Below are 22,870 nucleotides of genomic sequence, written 5' to 3'. Positions count from 1 at the left end.
CTGTTGGAATAAATGCGACTTTCTTATTTTCAATTTCTTCCTTTATCAGACTTCCTACACTTGAAAAATGCGAACATAAAAATAGTTTCATCAATATTCTCCTTTATAAATTCCGATTTGTTACTCACAGGATATCATATTTTTTCTTCAATTACATCCACCTAATTTTAATACACTGCCTGTCGACTTGCTTCTGTAACCAGCATCCAGTTTCGTAGGCTACCTATATATATTCTTTTCATTTTTACTTGCAAAAAGCCTTGTGATCACAGCACTTTTTTATCGTAAAAAGCGTTGATAATCCAGAATTACGCTTCCAATTGAAGATGGAGATTTAGAAATTATTAAAGAAGGTACGGTTGATTTCTTATCATTCTCTTATTATATGTCACAAGTTGCAGCTTCTAATCCAGAAGATTATGAAGGAGCAGGTGGTGGAAACTTATCGCTTGGTATTTAAGTGCATCTGACTGGGGATGGAAAATTGATCCAACAGGACTTAGAAATGCTTTAGATAGATTATATGATCGTTATCAAATGTCATTATTTGTTGTAGAAAACGGTTTAGGAGCATTTGATACAATTGAAGAAGACGGATCAATTCATGATACTTATAGAATCAATTATTTAAGAGATCATATTAAAGCTATGGATGCAGCTGTGAATGAAGATGGTGTTGACTTAATGGGATGTACTATGTGGGGATGTGTTGATTTAGTTTCAGCTTCTACAGGAGAAACAGCAAAACGTTATGGTTTTGTTCATGTTGATAAATACGATGATGGGACAGGAGATTTATCAAGAAGAAGAAAAGACTCATTCTATTGGTATAAAAAAGTAATCGAATCTCATGGAAATGATTTAGATTAGGAAATAATGGATATATAATTTTTAAAAAGTGAAATCTTAAAAATATCATATCTTTTTTTATTTTAAAGGTAAATAAAGATAATAAATGTTTAGTTATTTGTTTATTATGATATAATCAAAGAAGAGGTGATTATATTGAAAAAAGTAACAGTAGCTGCAATTGCAAAAGAAGCAGGAGTTTCTCCTGGAACAGTAAGCAATGCACTTAATAATAGAAAAGGATCTATTAGTAAAGAAAAAAGAGATCATATTATAGAAGTGGCAGAAAAATTAGGATATTTTAAAACTGGAAAAAGGACAGGTATTTTGACACTTGTTATTTATAGTAAAAAAGAGCGAGTTGTTGGAGACACACCTTTTTTTTCTGAATTGATTAGAGGTTTAGAAAATGAGGCAACGAAACAAGATTATAGATTAAATATTATATATATAGATAGTGATCAGATAGGAGAAATACAACAACTTGATGATGTTTCAAAAAGTGATGGATTAATTCTTTTAGGAACAGAAATGCAGTTAGAAGATGTTGAAAGATTTGAAAATTTTAGAATACCATATATTATTATCGATAATGCTTATACAAATCAAAAATGTGATTTTTTATCTATTAATAATAGAGATGGGATGTATGAAATAACAAATTATTTAGTTAAAAAAGGGTATAAAAGAATTGGATTGATTAATTCTATTAATCAAATAAACAACTTTAAAGAAAGAAAAATGGGTTATTTACAAGCTATGATGGATAATGGATTAAATGTAGTTCCAGAATTAGAAGCCTTTGTTCAACCGACGATAGATGATAGTTATAGAGATTTTAAGGATTACTTAGTAGAACTTATAAATGGAGAAGATGAGATGCCAGATGCCTTCGCTGCGGTTAATGACTATATTGCATTGGGGGCTATAAGAGCTATGCAAGAGCTTAATGTCAATGTCCCAATAACAGGATTTGATGATATCTCATTTGCAAGTTATTCAACACCATCATTAACAACTGTCAGAGTAAATAAAAGATATCTAGGGGAAGTTGCAGTAAAAAGATTGATAGAGAAATTTTCTGAAAATGAAAATACATTAAAAATAATGGTAAGTACTGAAATAATAGAACGCGATAGCACTAAATAAATAAGTAAAATATTTAGTTAGAACTTAAATAAAAATTTAGTTTGAGTATTGACCGATGAAACCACTTTCATTATACTTTTGGTTGTAGAGAGTTGCAACACTACTAGAATATGTATGAGATGGAAGGAAAAATAAAATGGATAACAAATATGTTAATAAAGCTTTGGAACTATCATCTAAGGTTGCATCAAATGTTTATCTAGATGCTATTTCTAAAGGTTTGATGGGGACATTACCTATCTTGATTATTGGTTCAATTGGATGTCTTTTAGGGGTATTCCCATTTGATCCTTATTTACAATTTATTGAAAAAATAGGAGTTAAAACTTATTTCTTAGCTGCATCAACAGTAACAACAAGCTGTTTATCAATTTATGCAGCATTCTTAATTGGATATCGTTTAGCTGGAAGTTTTAAATGTGATCAAATTCCAGCAGGATTAATTTCAGTTTTTGCATTTTTTATTACTACACCACTAACAAAAGATAGTGGATTGATGATGGAATTTATGGGTGCTAAAGGTTTATTCGGTGCAATGATTGCTGCATTGATAGCTACAAGAATCTATTGTGCATTTATGAATGTTGATAAATTAAAAATTAAAATGCCAAATGGTGTACCACCAATGATTGCTAATACATTTACAGCATTAATTCCAGCAATCTTAGTAGGATTATTTTTTATTGCTGTGGCTACAATATTCTCATTTACTCCTTATGGTTCATTTACACAGTTAGTTTATACAGTTATTGTGACACCTTTAAATTCTTTAGGTGGAAGTGTATGGTCTTTAGTGGTTTTAATTTTAGTACAAATGTTTTTATGGTTCTTTGGAATTCATGGATCAAATGTTATTAGTGGTGTAATTACTGCTGTATATTTACCTATGGCAACAGCTAACTTAGAAGCATATGCTGCTGGTAAAGCTTTACCAAATATTTTATGTAATACATTCTATGATACTTTTAGTGGAATTGGTGGTGCAGGAGGTACTTTATCATTATGTATCGTTATCTTATTATTTGCTAAATCAAAACAAAATAAGACAATGGGGAAATTAGGTATTATTCCTGGGTTATTCACAATTAATGAACCAGTTGTATTTGGTTATCCTTTAATTATGAACCCATTAATGGCAATACCATTTATTCTAACACCAATTGTACAAACATTAGTTGCTTATTTCAGTATGTACATAGGTTTAGTGCCAAGATTTACAGGTGTACAAGTACCATGGTGTATGCCAATTATCTTAAAACCATTACTTGCTGGGGGTTGGCAAGCTGCAATTTTACAAGTTGTATGTATTTTCATTGGATGTTTAATTTGGTATCCATTCTTTAAAGTTTCTGATAAACAAAGATATGAACAAGAACAAAGTTTAGAAGCTACCGCAGAATAGTATTTGTAACAGAAAATAAATAGGAGGAAAATTATGTCACTTACAATAGAAAACAATATTCTAATGAAAAATGGGAAACCATTTTTCTACCTAGCAGATACATGCTGGTCTGCATTTACAAATATTAAAGATAATGATTGGGATTATTATTTAGATTATCGTAAATCACAAGGTTTTAACACATTACAAATCAACATCCTCCCTCAATGGGATGCATCCGCCACAGATTTATGTTATGAACCTTTTGAAGTTATTGATGGAAAATATAATTATAAAAAATTAAATTTATCTTATTTTGAGCATGCAGATAAAATGTGCGCACGTGCTAAAGAAAAAGGCTTTGAATTAGCGCTTGTTATAATGTGGTGTAATTTTGTTCCTGATACATGGGCAAGTCAATTTTATTCAAAAGGTATTATGCCAATAGATTGTATTGACAATTATATAAATATTATTCATGAAACATTTACAAAGTATGAACCACTTTATATTATTAGTGGAGATACTGATTTTAATACGGAACAATGTATTGAATATTATGTTAAATGTGCTAAACAAATAAAAGAATTAGCACCTAATTGTTTATATACAACACACATAAAAGGAAGATATACATATATACCAGATAATCTTTATTCATATTTGGATTTATGTTTTTATCAAAGTGGTCATAATGCTCAAAACTTAGGAATGCCTTACTTACTTGCAGAAGAAATGGCAGATAAATATAAAGGTAAACCAGTAATAAATAGTGAACCATGTTATGAAGATATGGGATATTCCAGACAAATGTATGGAAGATGGAGTAAAGAAGATATCATTAGAGCTGCATGGATGTCTTTACTTTCTGGAGCCAGTGCTGGAATTACTTATGGAGCGGCAGGAATCTATAGTTGGCATACTACAAATAAAGGATTTGAAGCTTCGTTGGGAGAAGGATTTGCGACTCCTAAATGTTGGCAACAAGCTTTATGTTTTGAAGGTGCTTGGGATTATGGTTATATAAAATATATATTTGAAACTTATGATTTATATGGGTTAAAAGCTATACAAGAACTACTTGTAAAAGAAAATCCAGAAATTAGAATTGCTAGAAAAGATGATAAAATTGTGTTATATGTTCCACACAATATTGACATTGAATTAAATTTAGATTTATCAAACTATAAATCAATTGCAATTGATTTAACAAGAAGATATGTTTCACCACTTCAAACAATTAATGGAAAGACAAGCATTATTAAAATGACATATTTTAATAGAGATGCATTATATATTTTAGAAAAAGATGTATAGAGTTGCGATAATTTGTTCGTTTTCAATTTCAGCAAAAAATATCTGCCATGTTTTGCAAGAAGAAATTGAAAAAAAGCAGTTGAATATAGAAGTTGAAGCATTTCATACAGAAGATTGTAGTAAAGTAATAGGTAATTATGACTTAGTTTTACTTATGCCGCAAATTAGATATAATTTTAAAAATATAAGTAAATTATTGAAACCTATTGAAACAAAAGTAATTACAAATGAACACATTAATCATATAAATGATTTGTTAGATGTTATTATAGAAAGCAAAGAACAGTGTAAGAAATAAAAATACACTGCTCTTTTTTAATAATCATAATATTGATCTATTTTATCAATAAGTTCTTTATATTTTTTCTTATTTTCTTTAAGCATCACAACATAATAAGTGACATGGGCTTCTTCTTCATCAATTGGCAAAATAATACGATCAGACATCTTTCCTTCTCTTTTAATAGAAAGATTAGAAGTATAAGAAGGAAGAGTAGAAGCTTTCACGATTTCATTAAAAGTAAAACGTTCTTCTTGTAATAAATATTTTGTTTTTGGTGTTTTTTGCATATGTAAATCATGCCAAAAACCAATATTTGAATAAAGTAACATGGTTTGTCCATCTAAATCATGAAACTTAATAGTTTTTTTCTTTGTAAGAGGATGATTTAAAGGCAATGATAATAATAAGTCTTCTTCTACATAAGGAATACAAACATATTGAGAGTCATCAACTTGTTCAGGTGTAATAATTAGTTGATACTCTTTTTCTTTTAATTTTGTAATTAAATCTTTTTGATTAATGACAGCTGTTTGAATTGTTATTTGAGGATAAAGTTCTTTAATTAAAGGTTCAATATCCCACATAGGTGCAGGAGAACAAGTTGCAATAGAAATACGATGAAATGATTGATCATAATCTTGTACATCATTTATCATTGTTTGAATACTTTTAATGATTTTTTGAGCATGCTTAACAGCTAATTCACCATTTTTATTAAGAACAATTTTATTTTTATAATGATCAAAGAGTTCTACTCCTAAATCACTTTCTAATCTTTGCATAGAGCGTGAAAGGGCTGGTTGTGAAATTAATAATTCTTTGGCAGCTTTAGAAATTGTTTTATTTTCAGCAATATAAATAAGTTGTTCAAGTTGATTAAGTTCTATCATATAATGACCTCCTACTATGCGTTTAAATTATAGCATATTTCTTTATTGGTATTGTACTTTTAAGTAATAAAAAAATAAAATATGTATGTAAAAAGGAGAAACTAAAAAATGAAAACATGGTTAATTACAGGATGTTCAAGTGGTATTGGAAAAGGAATTGCGAAAGCTGTTTTAGAAAGTGGGGATCAAGCAATTGTTACAGCAAGAAATAAAGATAAAGTGATGGATATTGTAGAAGCTTATCCAGAAACGGCTTTAGCTGTTTCTTTAGATGTATGTAGTCAAGATAGTATTAAAAACGCTGTAAAAGAAGCATACGATAAATTTGGAACAATTGATGTTCTTGTTAATAATGCAGGATATGGTTATCGTAGTGCTGTAGAAGAAGGAGAAATCGAAGCAGTTCGAACTTTATATCAAACTAATTTATTTGGACCAATTGAGTTAATTAAAGCCGTTCTTCCTAAAATGAGAGAACAAAAATCAGGCTATATTTTAAATGTGACTTCGATTGCAGCCGCAAGATCTGCTGTAGGTTCAGGATATTATGCTTCAAGTAAAGCAGCCTTAGAATTACTTACAAATGGTTTAATGAAAGAACTTGCTCCATTAGGAATTAAAGCAATGGTTGTTCAACCAGGAGCTTTTAGAACAAGATTCTATGATGGTGAATCTTTACAAGGAACAAAAGCTCAAATTGGTGATTATGAAGCAGTCGTAGGTAAATCAAGACCAGGTAACTTTGAAAACAAACATCAACAAGCAGGTGATCCAGATAAAGCTGGTAAAGTCATTGTAGATATTGTGCATAATGATGATTTACCAGAAATTTTAACTTTAGGTAAAGCAGCCGTAACAGCAGTTAAATCAACTTTAGAAGCAAAAATTGCAGAATTAGATAAATGGGCTGAAGTATCAGCTTCATGTGATTATGAGGAAGGAAAGTAGAAAGATGAAAAGAGTAAGACTTGGAAAAACAGATATGTATGTTAATGCGATTGGACTAGGATGTATGGGATTAACTCATGCCAGTGGACTTCCAACGCCTAAAGAAGAAGCAGTAGAAATTTTAAGAAAAGCACATGACATGGGATATGATTTCTATGATACAGCTGAATGTTATACAGGAGTTAATCCTGATGGAAGTACAGCTTATAACGAAGAAGTTGTTGGTGAAGCTGTTAAACCATTTAGAAAAGATATTATCTTATGTACTAAATTTGGTGTTAAACATATGGGTGATCACCTTGAATTTGATAGTTCACCAGAAACAATTAGAAAATCCTTAGAAGGATCATTAAAGAAATTACAAACAGATTATGTTGACGTTTATTATCAACATCGTATTGATCCTAAAGTAGAACCAGAAGTTGTTGCTGGTGTGATGAAAGAATTAATTGAAGAAGGAAAAATTAAAGCATGGGGTATTTCTGAAACAAATGAAGAATACTTAAGACGTGCTCATGCTGTATGTCCTGTAACTGTTATTGAAAACAGATATTCAATGATGGCTAGATGGCATGAAAATTTAATGCCTGTATGTAAAGAATTAGGAATCACCTATGTTGCTTTCTCTCCTCTTGCTAATGGGGCACTTACAGGAGCTTATCAATCTAAAAAAGCTTTCGGTAGTGGTGAACAAGACTTTAGACCTGATATGCCTCAATACAGTGAAGAAGGAATTAAAAAGACAAATGAATTATTAGAAGTTGTCTCTCAAATTGGTGAAAAACATCATGCTACAAATGCACAAATGTCACTTGCTTGGATGATTAATAAATATGATTTCATTATTCCAATTCCAGGATCAAGAAAACTTGATAGACTTCAATCTAACTTTAAAGCAGGTAATGTTGAATTAAGTCAAGAAGAAGTTAAAACAATTGATGATAAATTAAATACAATGGAATTTAAAGTATTTGGAGGTCATTAATGATTCAATTAGATAAAAGGGAAGCTTTTCCCTTTTCTTCTAATCCTTTTGGATTGGTTTATGAAAATGCTATAACTGAAAATAAAGAAAATGAAGTTCAAATACATCCAATTACTTATCAATTAAATGGCATAAAAATTGCTTCTAATATCTATACACCAAAAAACTATAGTAAAGATAAACGATATCCTGCTATTGTTATCGCTGTTCCTAATGGAGCAGTTAAAGAGCAAGCAGCTGGACTTTATGGACAAAGACTTGCTGAAAAAGGATATATTACAATTGTCTCTGATTGCATGTTTTTTGGTGAAAGTGAAGGAATGCCAAGACAACAAGATATTCCTTATTATCGCATAGAAGATATTAGAGGGATGATTGATGCTATCTTCTCATTTCCTGGCGTTGATTCACAACGTATCTATGGTTTAGGTATTTGCGGTGGTGGAGGCTATCTGCTTTCATGTGGACAAATGGATAAACGTTTAAAGAAAATAGCTACTGTCTCTATGTTTAATACGGGAGCGGTTAGACGTGAAGGCTTTCAAAACAGCCAAGTTGATACCGTGTTAAAAAGACTTCATGAGGTTGCTTCTATTCGAGAAAAAGAATTAAATGAAGGTACTTTGATTTATAATGCGAATATGACAGAGATGAAACCAGAAGTAGGGCATCAATTACCAATTGAAATGTATCGAGAAGGTTATGAATATTATGTAGAAACACATTTTCATCCTAATAGTCATTCATGTTTTTTACAAAGAAACTTGATGGATTTGATGGTTTATGATCCAGTTCAATTTATGTATCTTCTTGATCAACCATTATTAATGATGGTTGGAGATCATGCTGATACAAATTATATGAGTGAACAAGCTTTTGAACTAGCGATTACGACAAAAGAAAAAGAACTTTATTATCTTAAAGATGCAACCCATATACAAACGTATTACAAAGAAAGTGTTGTAAAAGAAGCAATTGAAAAATTAGATATATTTTATAAATAAAGTTGGTGAAAAAATGCAAAAAGCAATTATTGTTTGTCTAAGCAAACAAAAAGATGAAATCATAAATCTATTACAACTTAATGATTATTCTTTTGAACCCTTATTATCAAATGAACAACTTTATTTGATAGGTGATATCGAAGAATATCAAATTAATTTATTAATTAATATTATTAAACACTATAAAATTATTAGAAATGAAACACAATTATATATAAGTTATAGGGAGATATAAAAATGAGTATTTTATTTATTAATGGAAGTCCTAATAAAAATGGAAATACTGTAAGACTTACTAAAAAATTCTTAAAAGATCAAGAATTTAAAACATTAAATCTAGTTGATTATAAAATCTACAGTTATGGTCAAAACTTTGAAGATGATCAATTAGATGAAGTTATTGAACAAATGAAACAAGCAGATACAATTGTTATTGGTTCACCACTTTATTGGCATAGTATGTCAGGAGCTATTCGTAATGTTTTAGATCGTTTTTATGGTTATGTAGATGAAAGTTTATTACAAGGAAAAGATATGTATTTTGTTTTCCAAGGATATGCACCTACAAAGGAACAATTAGCTGCTGGTGAATATACAATGAGTCGTTTTGCTAAACTATATGGTATGAACTATAAAGGGATGATTACTGAATAAAAAGACTATAAAGAAACCTAGCTTTTAGGTTTTCATTATAGCCTTTTTTATAGCTTTAAATATTTTTCAAGTTTGGTGAATTTTGGAATACATATAAAATGTTTATCAAGAAAATTCTTGAAAAAACTGATGAATGTTCCATTAAACAAAGCAACAATAATAGTTCCTATACCAATACCAACAATTCCATGAAATAAGAATAAAGACATGATAAAAGATAAAATAAGGAATGTACAATCAAAGCAAGTTTTAAATATTTTTAAAGTAATATGATATTTTTTTGATATTTCTTGAACAAAAAAATCATAGATTTGAGGATATAAATAAGATTTATAAAACATAGCGACAGCCATTGCTGAAAGTATAAAACCGATAAAAAAATAAACAATACGTAATTGAAAACATATTTCATTTTGTCTTTGAAAGAAAGGAATAATTATTTTCCAAATATCTGCCATTGTTGCATATAAAACACCTGTGATAAAAGAACTCAAATATGCCATTTTAAATTTCTTCATTAAAATACAAAAAACGATAAAAATAATTCCTTCAACAATATATTCTGCCTGACCATAAGTAAGTGAATAAACTTTTTCACTTAAAATATAAGCGGGTCCATTTATAGCAGATAACCCCATGTTTGCAATAGTCAGTAAGTCTATTGAAAATGATAAAACTAATATTGCAATTAAATACAATATCTCACTATTTATTCTTCTTTTTTTCATTTTAATCACCTCACCATGCATTATAGAAGCATTTATCTATAAAATTAAAAATGTTTCCAAATTGGAAACATTTCTAAACATGTCTACAATTGGTAGATAGTCATTTTCTTTCTATTTTAATTTGATTCTTGTATAGTTAAAGTAGGAGGTGGTATTATGGATAATGATAGATTTGCTAGAACAATAAAAAATGCAAGACTTAAAAAAGGGTACACTCAAAGTCAACTTGCTGATTTACTAAATGTCAGCAACAAAACAATTAGTAAATGGGAAACAGGAAGAGGTTATCCTGATATTACCTTACTTGCTAAGATAACATCTATTTTAAAACTAGACTATGAAGAACTTCTTCAAAGCAATGAATATATTATTCAAAAAAGAAAGAAAAAAAGAAAAGATATTTTTATCATCAGTATTGTTTGTTTTATTTTTACAATTACACTAATTGGTATGTATAAAGTCCAAAAACAGCAAAAATATGAAAATAATTATAATAATATCATTCAAAGATTATGCAGTGATTATTATGTAGGTGACCAATTGGCTTTAGCTTATCGTGAACCTGCTTCGTTAGTGGTTATGTATTCGGGTGGTTTGACACAAAAGAAAGTTATTCAATTTTGTGATTATTTAAATATTAATGATTTTAAAAAGATTAAAACAATTAAAACAGAATTTTCAAATAATCCTACAATTTCTTATATTAATCAAGATAATCAAGAAAAACAATATGAATTTTATATTATGAGTCAAAAAGGTGATATAAAAGTAACGATTGTCATACTTAAAAATAATATCATTAAAATCCTTGATGATGAGAATCATCAAGTTCATTATTATCAAAGTCAAAATATAAATTATGAAAAACTTAATATAGATCACTTACCTTGGTAATGCCAAGGTATTTTTTTATAAAAATGTTATAATTTTTGTAACATATTTGACCTTTAAAAAGTATTACTAATGAAAGGAGGTTTTTGTATGGAAGAAGTGATTCAACGAGAAAAAGAACTGGTTTATCGTTTAGCTTTTAGTCAATGTCATCAAAAAGATCAAGCAGATGATATCTTCCAAAATGTGATGTATCGTTATATGAAAAGAAAACCAGTTTTTGAATCTTTAGAACATGAAAAAGCTTGGTTTATAAGGGTAACACTTAATTGTAGTAAAACATCTTTGAAGTCTTTTTGGCATAATAAAATAGATGAAATCGATGAACAAACTTATATTTTTGAAAAGCAAGAAATTGATTTGACCCCTTATTTAAATAAGCTTTCTAAAAAGTATAATGTAGTTCTTTATTTATTTTATTATGAAGGATATTCAACCAAAGAAATGGCAGAATTATTACATATCAAAGAAAATAATGTTCGTGTTTTATTAAACCGAGCAAGAAATCAATTAAGAAAGGAGATAGAGGCTGATGAAAAATAAATCATTTAAAAATTATTATGATGAAATTCAAGTTGATGAAAATCTTCTTCAACAAATTCCTATAAAAAAACATCATTACTATAAACCTATTTTGATTATTTTTTGTGTAGTTCTTTTATTTGTATTAGGTATTCAAAACAAAGAAACAAAAGATACATTTGAAATTCTTGCTTATAATCAAACCTATAATTCTATTACTACTCAAGTAACACCGATGGATTATTATTTAATTCATGATCAGGTCGATATAATGGATAAAGTGCAATTGAAAAAGAAATATGAAGAAAAGTATTTTTCTAAAAAAACAGATTTTAAACAATCGCAATTAGATTTAAAAAATTATGATGGAAAATATTATTTAGATGGATATCTTACAACAAGTTATTTTACAGTAGATGTACAAAGTGATGAAATTGAATCAATTCGTATTGTTCAAGGAGGAAATCCTTTGGAGATTCATCTAGGTGGAAAAGTCTATCAAAGTGATACTACGATTTCTTATGATCTTTATAAAAAATATTATCATACAAAAAAAGGCTTAAAAGTTATTTGGAAACCAGAAGATTATCTTTTTAACTCTAAGATAAAAGATATTTCTGATAATTTTAGAATTGAAGTGAACTATAAATCAAAAGCAAGTAAACTTTTTGAAATAGAACTTTCTTTTAATCAAAAAGGACAAATGTTTGTTCAAAAAAGAAAAGCAAAACGTACAGAAATTAATACTGAATTAAAGCAATCAAAACATAAATACTTACGTTTTAGTACTTTAAGTGAATCAGAAACAATCAAAGAATTAAAAGAACTCCTTCCTCAAGAAGTTATAGATGAATTGATGAAAAATGGTTATGTTTATGAAGATAAAAAAGAAAATTATTTTAATTTCAGTAATGATAAAGATGAACCAACTTTAAGACTTGATGTTAGTTATGATAAAAATAACAAAATCATTCAATATGTTTCAAAAGAATATGGTTTTACAGATAGTATTACATCAACTCTTGAAAAAGACCCAATAGAAATTATTAAACATGCACAAGATATTTTGATGAATCAACAACTTCCTCTTACAGAAGTCATCCTTCCTAGTCATTATAGTGGAGGAAACTATAAAGCATATATTGATGATTCTTATCAATATGTTATTCAAACAGATATCAATATGCTTGTTCGTATAGAAAAAAGAGAAGAAAATGATATTGTAGAAAAAGAAGTCACTTCAAATATTTATAGCTATGATGATATCACTTCAGCAATTAATACAGTTATTGATTATTTTAATGAAAATTTTAAAGGCTGTACATTAAAAGAAATTTATTATGCGGGAGATAATGAAAATTATTTTAAAGAAATACTACAACAATATGGTGCAGATGAAGCTATTGTTTTAACATCAACATTTGATGTTGATGGAAGTGGTGGAGATGGTTCTTTAAATCCTAATAGTACTTATAAAGATTGGATTTGGTTACTTGTAAGAAATAAACAGGGTGAATGGAAACATGTAGATCATGGTTATTAAAATGGTATAAAAAAGATGAGCATCCATCAAGGATGCTCAATCTCTATACAAACATTACACTTCCAACATGGTTATTATAAACTATTTTATTGAATAAATTAAACAAAATAATTAAAAAAATTAATTTTCACATAATCCATTGATAGAAGAGTATAAAATAGAAAAAATAATTATTTTGATAATAAGTTTTTTATTATTTATTATGTTATTTTAGTTTATAAAAATGAATCAGTATAATAATATAATTCCTTTTTAACAAATTATTTCCCAAGAAATAATTCATAAATTGGAAGATTTAAAATAAAGGAGAAAGATGATGACGAAAGAGAAAATAGAAAATAAATTATTTTGGCATTATTTATCAGGAGGAGTATTAGCACTTATTTGGGTTTGTATAGAAATTGATATTTATCCTGTTAGAAATACTGATGAGTATTATTTGGGTGGATATAATCAATTAAGTTGTTTATGCTTGATTATTTTAGGAATTTTGATTTATAAAGTAATAAAGATCATCTCTTTGAAGAAACAATTAAAAAAGGCACAGTTGTGCATAGAGCATAAATAATGCTTGTTTGTTTTTTTGCGATAGATGCACAAGAAAAATATTTTTTCTTGTCTTTAAAATAAAATATCTCTAAAATACACCTAGACACTAAATGTCACCTTGCTACTGTCAAAAGGCGAGGTGGCATTTATTTTTTTAGGAGGAAATTTATGAAAAAAGAATTAAAAATGCCCAAAACAAAATTTGAAGCTATTGTTTTTACAGCTATTACAGCTTGGATGGTGGTTTATGTGATGAATTACATAAACATCACTGTGTTAGTGAAAACTATAAAGAAAGTGTATTTCGTCGAGAAAAAATCATGGCTACTGATTTAGGTAATAATATTGCTATTCCTCATGGTAGTGAAAAAGAAATTATAAAATCTAAAATCGTTATAGCAACCTTAAAAAAACTATTTTATGGAATCAACATCAAGTACAGATTATTTTTATGATTGCTATGAATATGAAAGAATCTCAAGTAACTAAAAATACTTTAAAAGATCTTTATGCAGTTATGGATAATAAACAAGCCATGCAAGTTTTATTAGAAACCAAAGATGCTAAAGATGTTATTGAATATCTTAAAGCTTAAGAAGAAATTCTTAGGCTTTTTTCTTAATTTAGGAAATCCATTGTTTCATTTCATTGTAAAGATTATTGTAAAGATGAAATGGAGGAATAATGATGAAAAAAGCAGCAATTATAATAGCATCAGGTTTTGAAGAAGGTGAAGCTCTAACAATTGCAGATATTATAAAAAGAGCACATCTTCAATGTGATTTAGTAGGTTTTGAACAAGAGGTTAAAGGAGGACATGAAATCATTGTAAGATGTGATCACATCTTAAATGAGACACTTCTTGATTATGACATGGTTATTTTACCAGGGGGTTATGGTGGAGCAGAAGCGATGAAAAATAACCCAACACTTATTTCATATTTACAACAAATGAATGAAAAAGGTAAATATGTTTGTGCTATGTGTGCAGCACCTATTGTTTTAGAAAAAGCAAATTTATTAGTTGATAAAAAATTTACAGCTTATCAAGGCTATGATCAAAAGATAAAACAAGGAACTTATTTAAATGACAAAGTGGTCATTGATAGCAATATTGTTACAAGTAGAGGACCAGCAACAGCTTATGGATTTGCTTATAAACTTGTAGAATTATTAGGTGGAGATGATTTAGCAGTTAAAAAGAGAATGGTTTATTTTAATGCATTTGATGTCAAGGAGGATGAATAAAATGGGACGTGTTGCAGTATTAATGGCTGAAGGATATGAAGAAGGAAAAACATTAACAATTGTGGATTTACTTCGTCGAGGGGGATTAGAATGTCATACGTTTAGTTTTAATGAAGAATTTGTAAGAGGAATGCATGATATGTATGTTAAAGCAGATAAGCTTTTTAATGATGAAATTAAAAATTATGATATGCTTGTTTTACCTGGAGGAAGACCTGGTGGTCAAAATTTATTAGAAAATCAAGATGTGATTTCACTTGTTCAATATTTTAATGAGCATCATCAATATATAGCAACAATGTGTTCAGGAACAGTTGTGTTAGAAAAAGCCAATGTCATTAAAGGTAAAAAAGTAACAGGATATACAGGTTATCAAGATAAACTTGTAAGTGGAGATTTTGTAAATGAAGTCTCTGTTTTTGATCAAAATATTGTAACGAGTCAAGGACCAGCAACACCTTATCCTTTTGCTTTTAAAATTTTAGAAGTCTTTGGTAAGGATGTTACTGAAATGAAAGAAAGACTAATGTATAATTTTGCTGGAGGAAGATAGAAAGAGAGTGATTGTATGCTTTATGGAAAGTTACCGATTGTTTTTTTAAGTACTTTAGCAAGTGAAAAGAAAGATTCAACGAATAGTCAAATTGCAACGTATTTATTAAATCATTTAGATGATATTAAGGATATTGGTATTCAAGAGATGGCAAAGGAATGTTCTGTAGCGATGAGTTCTATTTCAAAGTTTTGTAAGGAAATAGGATTAAATGATTTTAATGAATTGAGAGAGTTATTGATTTCAACAAAGATGAATTTTGAACAATATTCTTCATCTTCTAAGGCTAAAAATCGTTTGGAAGAATATAGTTTAAAAGTTAAAGAAAGTATTACAATGGTAGAAAAATCAATAGATATGCAACAAATAAATGCATTATGCAAAGAAATCCAAAAATATCAACAAGTAGGTATCTTTGGTTTATTAAAAGCAGGAGCAGTTGCTTTTAATTTACAAAGTGATTTATTGATGTTAGGGAAATAAACTTATTCACATATTTCCTATAAGCAACAATTACAATATATTTCATCAACCAATGAAGATGATTTATTGATTATCTTTTCTTATACAGGATATTATTTTGATTATCCTGATATAAGAACTTTAAAGAATAAATTAAAGAAACCACAAATTTGGTTGATTTCAAGTAAACAAGAAAATTATCCAGATTTTATTGATCATGTGATTACCTTTGATTCTAAACGAGATCAAAACAGTCACCCTTATCAATTACAATTTATTGCAAGTTTAATAGCTCAAGAATATGCAAGGAGGATTTGATCCTCCTTTTCTTAATTTAGGAAATCTAATGCGTTAGAGATTATAAAGTTATATGTTTTTATTGAGGTGAAAATTATGATCAATAAAAGTTATAAACATTGGATGATTGTTTTTTTTATGTGTTGTTTAGCAGCCAGTTCTATTGGTTTATGTACCAATGCGATAGGTGTTTTTTATACACCTGTATCTAAAAGTTTAAAAGTGTTAAAAGGAACTTTTGCGATGCATGCCACACTTTCAACTTTAGCGACAGCATTAACTTCATTAAAGATATCAAAAGTGATTAAAAAATATTCCTATAAAAAGGTCTTACTAATAGGTGTTATTTTATCAAGTGGTGCAACTTGGTTGATGTCTTATAGTACATCTGTTTATTTATTTTATATTTTAGGTATTTTAAGAGGAATCGGTGTAGGTATTTATGGAATGGTTCCTATTACAGTTGTTATTACAAATTGGTTTGATAAAAAACATGGCTTAGCGACGAGTTTAGCATTAAGTTTTAGTGGACTTTCAGGGGCTATCTTTTCACCTTTATTAAGTTCATGGATTACTTGTTATGGTTGGCAAATGACTTATCGTTTCATGGCTATCTGTATTCTTGTTTTAGTTCTTCCAGCATTAATTGTTCCTTGGAATATCGATCCTCGAAAAGAACATTTACTACCTTATGGTTATCAAAATAGAAAAGAAACAACTAAAGTTCAAAATAATAAAATAAAGTTACTAACCATCAGTTTCCTTTGTATGTGTTTATTTACTCTTTTACATACTTCAATTACAGGAATTTCTCAACATCTATCAGGTATTGCTGTAAGTATTCATTTATCAGTTACTATCGGAGCAACTTTCATGTCATTTACCATGATAGGCAATGTTAGTACTAAATTATTAATTGGATTTTTAAGTGATTTATTAAGTCCTATAAAAGCAGTAATCATGATGATTCTAACAAATTGTATTTCTTTAGTTCTATTGTTTTTAGGAGTGATTCACCAAGAAACGCTTTTACTTTATATCGGTTCATTGATGTTTGGTTCTATTTATTCTGTGGGTGCTGTAGGGATTCCGATGTTAACACGTTATTTCTTTGGAAATGAAAACTATGCAAGAACTTATTCTGTTATTGGTTTTCTTACAAATGTAGGGAGTGCCAGTTCATTAACATTAATTGGTTATTTATATGATTTTACACAAAGTTATCAAATTGTTTTTATTATCGCTTTATGTTTTCATCTTATAAATTTAATATTGTTAGTTATTATTTGTTTACGTTATAATGGCGTAGGTGATAAATAATGAAATATTGTAGTGAATGTGGAACTAAACTTATAGAAAAAGAATGTGGCATAGATGGACTTGTACCTTATTGTCCAACATGTAAACAATTTCGTTTTCCAATGTTCAATAGTGCAATTTCAACGATTATCTTTAATCCTACAAAAGATAAGATTTTGCTTATTAAACAATATGGAAAAAATTTTAATGTTTTAGTAGCAGGATATATTACTAAAGGTGAAAATGCGAAAGAAACATTGATTAGAGAAATTAAAGAAGAAGTCAATTTAAATGTAATTGATTATACATATAATGATAATGAATACTATCAACCATCAAATACTTTAATGCATAATTATGCAGTTGTTGTTGACAGTGAAGATTTTAAACTGACAAATGAAGTTGATGAAGCTCATTGGTATTCAATTGAAGAAGCAAGAAAACAAATCAAACAAGGCTCTCTTGCTCATTCATTTTTAGAAAGATATTTAAAAAAACAGCATTAGCTGTTTTTTTAATACAAATCTTCTCCATTTGTTTCAATGACTTTTTTATACCAATAAAATGAATCCTTTTTAATTCTTTGATAAGTTCCATTTCCTAAATTATCTCGATCTACATAAATAAATCCATATCTTTTTTTAACTTCACCTGTACCATTAGAAACTAAATCAATACATCCCCAAGTTGTATAACCTATCAAATCAACTCCATCTTTTTCAACAGCATCTTTCATGTTATGAATATGTTGTCTTAAATAATCAATACGGTAATCATCATGAATAGAACCATCTTGTTCAATAATATCTTTCGCTCCTAAACCATTTTCTACAACAAATAATGGTTTTTGATAACGATCATAGAGTTCATTAAGAGTACTTCTAAATCCTAAAGGATCAATAGCCCAACCCCAATCACTTTCTTTTAAATAAGGATTTTTAGCAGAAGAAAAAATATTACTTTCTGATTGTTTTCCTTTAGATAAATCACTACTACTTACTCTTGATGAATAATATGAGAAACTTACAAAATCCACGGTATTTTCTTTTAATAGTTCTTTATCTCCTTTTACAAAAGGAATAGATGCATTTCTTTCTTCAAGCCATTTTAATGCATAATTATGATAATAACCTCTTGCTTGAACATCTGCAAACATATAGACTTCTCGATTATCACAAATTGCTTTCCAATAATCTTCTGGTTTACATGTTTCAGGATAATAAGAACCAGCAGCTAGCATACAACCAATTTGATTATTTGAATCTATTTCATGAGCAAGTTTTGTGGCCATGGCACTTGCTAGAAGTTGATGATGAACAGCTGTAATCATAGCTTGTGTTTCATTTTCACCTTCTTCAAAACAAAGACCAGCAGCGACAAAAGGAAAATGTAAAATCATATTGATTTCATTAAAAGTCAACCAATATTTAACTAATCCTTTGTATCTAATAAATAAAGTTTTACAAAGCTTGTAGAAATAATCAATCATTTCTCTACTTCGCCAACCACCGATTTTTTTAATTAAATACATTGGACAATCAAAATGATTAATAGTAACAAGAGGTTCAATACCATATTTATGGCATTCTTTAAAAATATCTTCATAATATTTTAATCCTGCTTCATTTGGTTTTTCTTCATTACCATTTGGGAAAATACGTGTCCAAGCAATAGATAAACGAAAAGTTTTAAATCCCATTTCACCAAATAAAGCAATATCTTCTTTATAATGATGATAAAAATCAACAGCAGTTAAAGCTGGATAAAAATGTTGATCATCAAAATCATACATTTTCATTTTACCAGTACCAACTAAATAACGATCTTCACCTAAAGGCATAAGATCTACATTAGCAACACCTCTGTTTCCTTCATTTGCTCCACCTTCACATTGATTGGCGGCTGTCGCACCACCCCATAAAAAATCTTTTCTAAATCCCATTTGTTGTTTCTCCTTTACTTTTAATTACAAAGGTATTATAGAAAATATATAGAAATTAAATAAAAAAATTTCCAAAATGGAAACTTAATACATCAAGATAAAATCAAGAATATGTCTTAATAAATAATCATTATATTTATCATTTAATGTTGGAATATATAAATAGTTCTTTGAAAAGTTTATATTATCTTTACAACTAATCAGCCATGTATTAACTGAACACTTTAAAATATGATGCACCACTCTTTTATCGAAGTAAAACGTATTTCCATTGATACTAATGAGTAAAAGAAGATCACTATCTTGAAAATTATATTCTTTTTCAAAATCAACATCACAGATAATAGTTTCTTTTTGTTTTGCGGAAAGTTCATTTTGAATATAGGTACAAAGAGTTCTTGCATGACCATGACCATAAACAAAGATACGTTTACTTTTCTTTATATCATTTACTAATTTTAATAAATTGATTTCATCAATTTGATTCATTGTATAATGTAATTCATCAATGATGTGATTTGTAAAAGATGAAAATTGTTTTTCTATACTATTCTGTAATGAAAATAAGGTTTTATTGGTTCTTTCTATACTAGAAATATTATCTAAACAAGCATCTTTAAAATCTTTCATAGTTTCATAACCTAAAGATTTTACATATTTAGAAATTTGACTTTTTGATGTATGACAGGAAAGAGCAATTGCATCAATAGACATTGAAGGAATTTCATAAAGATTATTTTTAACAAATGAACTAATGATATATTTAGGAGAAAATTCATCACTAGAATTTAAAATAATATTTAATTTATCAAGCAACATGATTATTTCCTCCCTTCAATATAATTTTAACATATTTTAAAATTTATTAAATAATATTGATTTTATCAATAAACTTATGTAATATAAATTTCGTACAAAAATCTGTACAGAATGACCAGCAATATGCTAAAGGCTACACGGACGGCCGGGTCAGATGCCGAAGACTTGTTGAAGAGACAAGAACCGTATTTAGTGGAATACGGAAGGGCATATGCCCTTATTGATTGAGTTAAAAGCTCAGTTTTGTAAAGTGTTTATATATACCTTATGAAATGGTCAGTAAGTAGGATTTCTGTTACAGATAGTTCAAAATATGATGAGACAGGTGTGTATAAACATCTGTCTTTTTTATTGTTTGGGAGGAAATAGAGAATGAAAAAAAGGGTAAGTTTATTGATTGTTTTAACAATGATGGTTTCATTGACTGGGTGTAATCCTAAAAAGACAACAATGGATCATTATTTAGAGAATGTTGATGCAAAGTATGCTTACAACATTTCTAAAGCATTAGCAGAAGATGATGATTTATTATCTAATGAGTTAGGATATCGTTCTGCAGGATCAGATGCTGAACATAAAGCAGCTGATTATATTGAAAAGGAAATGGGAAAAATTGGATTAGAAACAGAAAAAATTCCTGTGACTGTAGATAAATGGCAATTTAACTCAGCTTCTTTAAAAATAGAAGGAACAGATATTCAAATGATGCCAGCATCTTATCAGTTATCAGGAACTTCAAAAGAAGGAATTGTTGCTGAAATGGTTGATGTTGGTAATGGAACAGCAGCAGATTATGAAGGAAAAGATGTTGAAGGTAAGATTGTTCTTGCTGGTGTAGATCAATTTAATGTAGCTTGGATCGATATGTATATGGAAGAAGCCGCTTTACATAAAGCAGCAGCATTAGTGACGTATGATAATGGCGGTTATGGAACTTATGATGATGATCAAATTAATGTACAGGATGTATGTTGGGATGACTTAATTCCAACGGTGGCTATTTCAAAAAATAATTATAAAAGTATAAAAAAAGCATTAAAAGCTGGAAATAATAAAACAACACTAAAAATAGATAATGACTATTCTTTAGATGATGGTGTTTCATACAATGTTGTAGGAAAGATACCAGGTAAATCTTCAAAACAACAAATTATTATTTCTGGTCATTATGATATTTATTTTAGATCATTTCAAGATGATAGTTGTGCGATTGGTTTAATTATGGCTATTGCTAAAGCAATGAAAGAAAGTAATTATACACCTGAAAATGATATTTTATTTATTGCACATGGTTCAGAAGAATGGGGTGCAGCTAATACTGAATATGATTGGACAACAGGTGCTTGGGAAATGATTAATACAGTTCATCCAGAATGGGCACAGAAAACAATAGCAATGCTTAATTTTGAATTACCAGCATTTTATGATGGAGCTAGTCAAATGGAAATATCTTGTGTTCCAGAATATGCCTCAGCAGTTAAACAATTTGTAAATGAAATTGCAATTGATCCAGAAGACAATATTTATCCTAAAGGAATCAATGACACTTCTGTAGATGCAAATACAATGGAAGATGGTGTTTCTTATCGTCATGCTGGGGTTCCTTATTTTGTGAATGTTCCAGGAACATCTGAAGGAGAAAAAGGATGGATTCAAATGCATTATCATACAAAATCAGATAATCCTTCAACTTATTCACGTGAAGTTATGACAACTAATATCAATACATATGGAATGCTTGCTATTTGGTTAGATCAAGCCCCTGTTATGAAGTTGGATTTAACAGCGGCGGTCGATGATTTAAATGTATTAAATGAAGATATTGCTAAAAAAGCAGGAATTGATGTAGGTCAATATAATCAATCTTTAAATTCTTTAAAGAAAGCTACAGTTAAAGTAAATAAAAAAATTGAAAATATAAATAAACGTTTTGCAAATGCTAAAACTGAAAAAGAAAAGGATGCTCTTAGAAAAGAAGGAAGAGAATTAAATCTTAAGCTTCATGAAGCTTTTAAGTATATTCAAGATCATTTTATTGGTATTGAATTATCTTCTACGATTACAACATCATTTGCACAATATCAAGAAAATATTGAATTATTCAATGATATTATTCAAGCATTAGAAAAAGGTAATATTTCTAATGATAAAGATGGAGCTTTAGATTTAGCTTGGCATATAAATGGTGGATCTGAATATGGTTTTTATGATTTCTCTGTAGAATCAAACTTAAGAGCACAAAGAAGATTAAGTGAAGAAACAAATCCAAATAATGTATTTTGGACAACAAATAGACAATTTAAATTTGCTAAAACATATCCTGCTTTATTAGGAATCTTTGAAAAAGCAGAACAAGAAAATCCTGATTTTGCAGATGAAATTAATATTTATCAAGAAGAAATCAAAAATCAAGAAGTATATTTAAATGAAGAGGTTACACAAGTAATTCAAGCAATGAATGAATTAACAAATAAGCTTTTAGAATACTAAGATGTAGAAAATGGGGCTGTAAAGAAACCTAACCTTTTGGATTAGGTTCATCAGCCTCTTTTTTTAG

General features: G+C 28.5%; 24 protein-coding genes and 3 pseudogenes. 22 read left to right on the top strand and 5 right to left on the bottom strand.

The window, feature by feature from the left end:
• Window positions 1–91, bottom strand: a pseudogene (locus LJD34_RS12250) (peptidase S51); the annotation flags it as partial.
• A gap of 216 nt (window positions 92–307) precedes the next feature.
• On the opposite strand from LJD34_RS12250, the pseudogene LJD34_RS12245 reads away from it, so the two are divergent.
• The 5 genes and pseudogenes from LJD34_RS12245 to LJD34_RS12225 all read left to right on the top strand — a co-directional run.
• Window positions 308–870, top strand: a pseudogene (locus tag LJD34_RS12245) (family 1 glycosylhydrolase); the annotation flags it as partial.
• Between the two features lie 135 nt (window positions 871–1,005).
• A complete protein-coding gene (locus tag LJD34_RS12240; protein WP_022002467.1) occupies window positions 1,006–1,998 on the top strand; it encodes a LacI family DNA-binding transcriptional regulator in 993 nt (330 codons plus the stop codon).
• Between the two features lie 136 nt (window positions 1,999–2,134).
• Window positions 2,135–3,400 (top strand): PTS sugar transporter subunit IIC, encoded by a 1,266-nt coding sequence (locus LJD34_RS12235; protein ID WP_227360003.1) that lies wholly within the window; start codon window positions 2,135–2,137, stop codon window positions 3,398–3,400.
• A 33-nt stretch (window positions 3,401–3,433) separates the two neighbouring features.
• Window positions 3,434–4,696: a DUF4038 domain-containing protein gene (locus LJD34_RS12230; RefSeq protein ID WP_227360002.1), complete on the top strand. Its 1,263-nt coding sequence runs from the start codon at window positions 3,434–3,436 to the stop codon at window positions 4,694–4,696.
• Window positions 4,689–4,994: a PTS sugar transporter subunit IIB gene (locus tag LJD34_RS12225; protein WP_227360001.1), complete on the top strand. Its 306-nt coding sequence runs from the start codon at window positions 4,689–4,691 to the stop codon at window positions 4,992–4,994. The genes LJD34_RS12230 and LJD34_RS12225 overlap by 8 nt, the downstream gene beginning before the upstream one ends.
• Before the next feature lie 17 nt (window positions 4,995–5,011).
• Here the strand turns inward: LJD34_RS12225 and LJD34_RS12220 are convergent, their stop codons facing one another.
• Window positions 5,012–5,869, bottom strand: coding sequence for a LysR family transcriptional regulator (locus tag LJD34_RS12220; protein WP_032090989.1), 858 nt, complete (start codon window positions 5,867–5,869; stop codon window positions 5,012–5,014).
• Between the two features lie 108 nt (window positions 5,870–5,977).
• Between LJD34_RS12220 and LJD34_RS12215 the strand changes: the two genes are divergently transcribed.
• From LJD34_RS12215 to LJD34_RS12195, 5 genes are read left to right on the top strand one after another with little or no spacing between them, the layout of a single operon-like run.
• The gene (locus LJD34_RS12215; RefSeq protein WP_227360000.1) at window positions 5,978–6,817 is read left to right on the top strand and encodes an oxidoreductase; all 840 of its coding nucleotides are present in this window, start codon (window positions 5,978–5,980) and stop codon (window positions 6,815–6,817) included.
• Between the two features lie 4 nt (window positions 6,818–6,821).
• A complete protein-coding gene (locus LJD34_RS12210; RefSeq protein WP_227359999.1) occupies window positions 6,822–7,802 on the top strand; it encodes an aldo/keto reductase in 981 nt (326 codons plus the stop codon).
• Complete coding sequence (locus tag LJD34_RS12205; RefSeq protein WP_227359998.1) at window positions 7,802–8,806, top strand: alpha/beta hydrolase; 1,005 nt, start codon at window positions 7,802–7,804, stop codon at window positions 8,804–8,806. Before LJD34_RS12210 ends, LJD34_RS12205 begins: the two co-directional genes overlap by 1 nt.
• A gap of 13 nt (window positions 8,807–8,819) precedes the next feature.
• Window positions 8,820–9,041 carry a hypothetical protein gene (locus tag LJD34_RS12200; RefSeq protein ID WP_106987508.1) on the top strand — a complete coding sequence of 74 codons (222 nt, stop codon included), beginning with the start codon at window positions 8,820–8,822 and terminating at the stop codon, window positions 9,039–9,041.
• Window positions 9,042–9,043: 2 nt separating this feature from the next.
• Entirely contained in the window at window positions 9,044–9,460 is a 417-nt protein-coding gene (locus LJD34_RS12195) for a flavodoxin family protein (protein ID WP_032090984.1), read from the top strand.
• A 47-nt stretch (window positions 9,461–9,507) separates the two neighbouring features.
• Here the strand turns inward: LJD34_RS12195 and LJD34_RS12190 are convergent, their stop codons facing one another.
• On the bottom strand, window positions 9,508–10,188 hold the full coding sequence (locus LJD34_RS12190; RefSeq protein ID WP_227359997.1) for a DUF6198 family protein: 681 nt from the start codon (window positions 10,186–10,188) through the stop codon (window positions 9,508–9,510).
• Between the two features lie 156 nt (window positions 10,189–10,344).
• Here LJD34_RS12190 and LJD34_RS12185 point away from each other — a divergent pair, with 156 nt between their 5' ends.
• The 11 genes and pseudogenes from LJD34_RS12185 (at window position 10,345) to LJD34_RS12135 (ending at window position 18,058) form a co-directional block, all read left to right on the top strand.
• Window positions 10,345–11,082 carry a helix-turn-helix domain-containing protein gene (locus tag LJD34_RS12185; protein ID WP_227359996.1) on the top strand — a complete coding sequence of 246 codons (738 nt, stop codon included), beginning with the start codon at window positions 10,345–10,347 and terminating at the stop codon, window positions 11,080–11,082.
• Window positions 11,083–11,169: 87 nt separating this feature from the next.
• A complete protein-coding gene (locus tag LJD34_RS12180; protein WP_052011010.1) occupies window positions 11,170–11,622 on the top strand; it encodes an RNA polymerase sigma factor in 453 nt (150 codons plus the stop codon).
• Complete coding sequence (locus tag LJD34_RS12175) at window positions 11,612–13,144, top strand: hypothetical protein (RefSeq protein WP_227359995.1); 1,533 nt, start codon at window positions 11,612–11,614, stop codon at window positions 13,142–13,144. Before LJD34_RS12180 ends, LJD34_RS12175 begins: the two co-directional genes overlap by 11 nt.
• 316 nt (window positions 13,145–13,460) lie before the next feature.
• Entirely contained in the window at window positions 13,461–13,712 is a 252-nt protein-coding gene (locus LJD34_RS12170; protein WP_227359994.1) for a hypothetical protein, read from the top strand.
• Between the two features lie 214 nt (window positions 13,713–13,926).
• A pseudogene (locus LJD34_RS16820) lies at window positions 13,927–14,288 on the top strand (PTS sugar transporter subunit IIA).
• Between the two features lie 92 nt (window positions 14,289–14,380).
• On the top strand, window positions 14,381–14,941 hold the full coding sequence (locus LJD34_RS12160) for a DJ-1 family glyoxalase III (RefSeq protein WP_032090980.1): 561 nt from the start codon (window positions 14,381–14,383) through the stop codon (window positions 14,939–14,941).
• A gap of 1 nt (window position 14,942) precedes the next feature.
• Window positions 14,943–15,494: a DJ-1 family glyoxalase III gene (locus LJD34_RS12155; RefSeq protein WP_227359993.1), complete on the top strand. Its 552-nt coding sequence runs from the start codon at window positions 14,943–14,945 to the stop codon at window positions 15,492–15,494.
• A 15-nt stretch (window positions 15,495–15,509) separates the two neighbouring features.
• Window positions 15,510–15,977 (top strand): MurR/RpiR family transcriptional regulator, encoded by a 468-nt coding sequence (locus tag LJD34_RS12150; protein WP_227359992.1) that lies wholly within the window; start codon window positions 15,510–15,512, stop codon window positions 15,975–15,977.
• A 66-nt stretch (window positions 15,978–16,043) separates the two neighbouring features.
• Window positions 16,044–16,274 carry a hypothetical protein gene (locus tag LJD34_RS12145; protein WP_227359991.1) on the top strand — a complete coding sequence of 77 codons (231 nt, stop codon included), beginning with the start codon at window positions 16,044–16,046 and terminating at the stop codon, window positions 16,272–16,274.
• A gap of 75 nt (window positions 16,275–16,349) precedes the next feature.
• Entirely contained in the window at window positions 16,350–17,573 is a 1,224-nt protein-coding gene (locus tag LJD34_RS12140; protein WP_227359990.1) for an MFS transporter, read from the top strand.
• Entirely contained in the window at window positions 17,573–18,058 is a 486-nt protein-coding gene (locus tag LJD34_RS12135) for an NAD(+) diphosphatase (protein ID WP_227359989.1), read from the top strand. Before LJD34_RS12140 ends, LJD34_RS12135 begins: the two co-directional genes overlap by 1 nt.
• A gap of 8 nt (window positions 18,059–18,066) precedes the next feature.
• Here the strand turns inward: LJD34_RS12135 and LJD34_RS12130 are convergent, their stop codons facing one another.
• Both LJD34_RS12130 and LJD34_RS12125 read right to left on the bottom strand, forming a co-directional pair.
• Entirely contained in the window at window positions 18,067–19,494 is a 1,428-nt protein-coding gene (locus LJD34_RS12130) for a 6-phospho-beta-glucosidase (RefSeq protein ID WP_227359987.1), read from the bottom strand.
• An 84-nt stretch (window positions 19,495–19,578) separates the two neighbouring features.
• The gene (locus LJD34_RS12125; RefSeq protein ID WP_227359986.1) at window positions 19,579–20,313 is read right to left on the bottom strand and encodes a MurR/RpiR family transcriptional regulator; all 735 of its coding nucleotides are present in this window, start codon (window positions 20,311–20,313) and stop codon (window positions 19,579–19,581) included.
• A gap of 372 nt (window positions 20,314–20,685) precedes the next feature.
• Between LJD34_RS12125 and LJD34_RS12120 the strand changes: the two genes are divergently transcribed.
• Window positions 20,686–22,803: a M28 family peptidase gene (locus tag LJD34_RS12120; protein WP_227359985.1), complete on the top strand. Its 2,118-nt coding sequence runs from the start codon at window positions 20,686–20,688 to the stop codon at window positions 22,801–22,803.
• Window positions 22,804–22,870: the final 67 nt, after the last annotated feature.

This window comes from Faecalibacillus sp. MSK20_93, from assembly GCF_020589945.1.
Lineage (GTDB): Bacteria > Bacillota_I > Bacilli_A > Erysipelotrichales > Coprobacillaceae > Faecalibacillus > Faecalibacillus intestinalis.
This window is presented reverse-complemented; position numbering and strand designations above follow the sequence as displayed.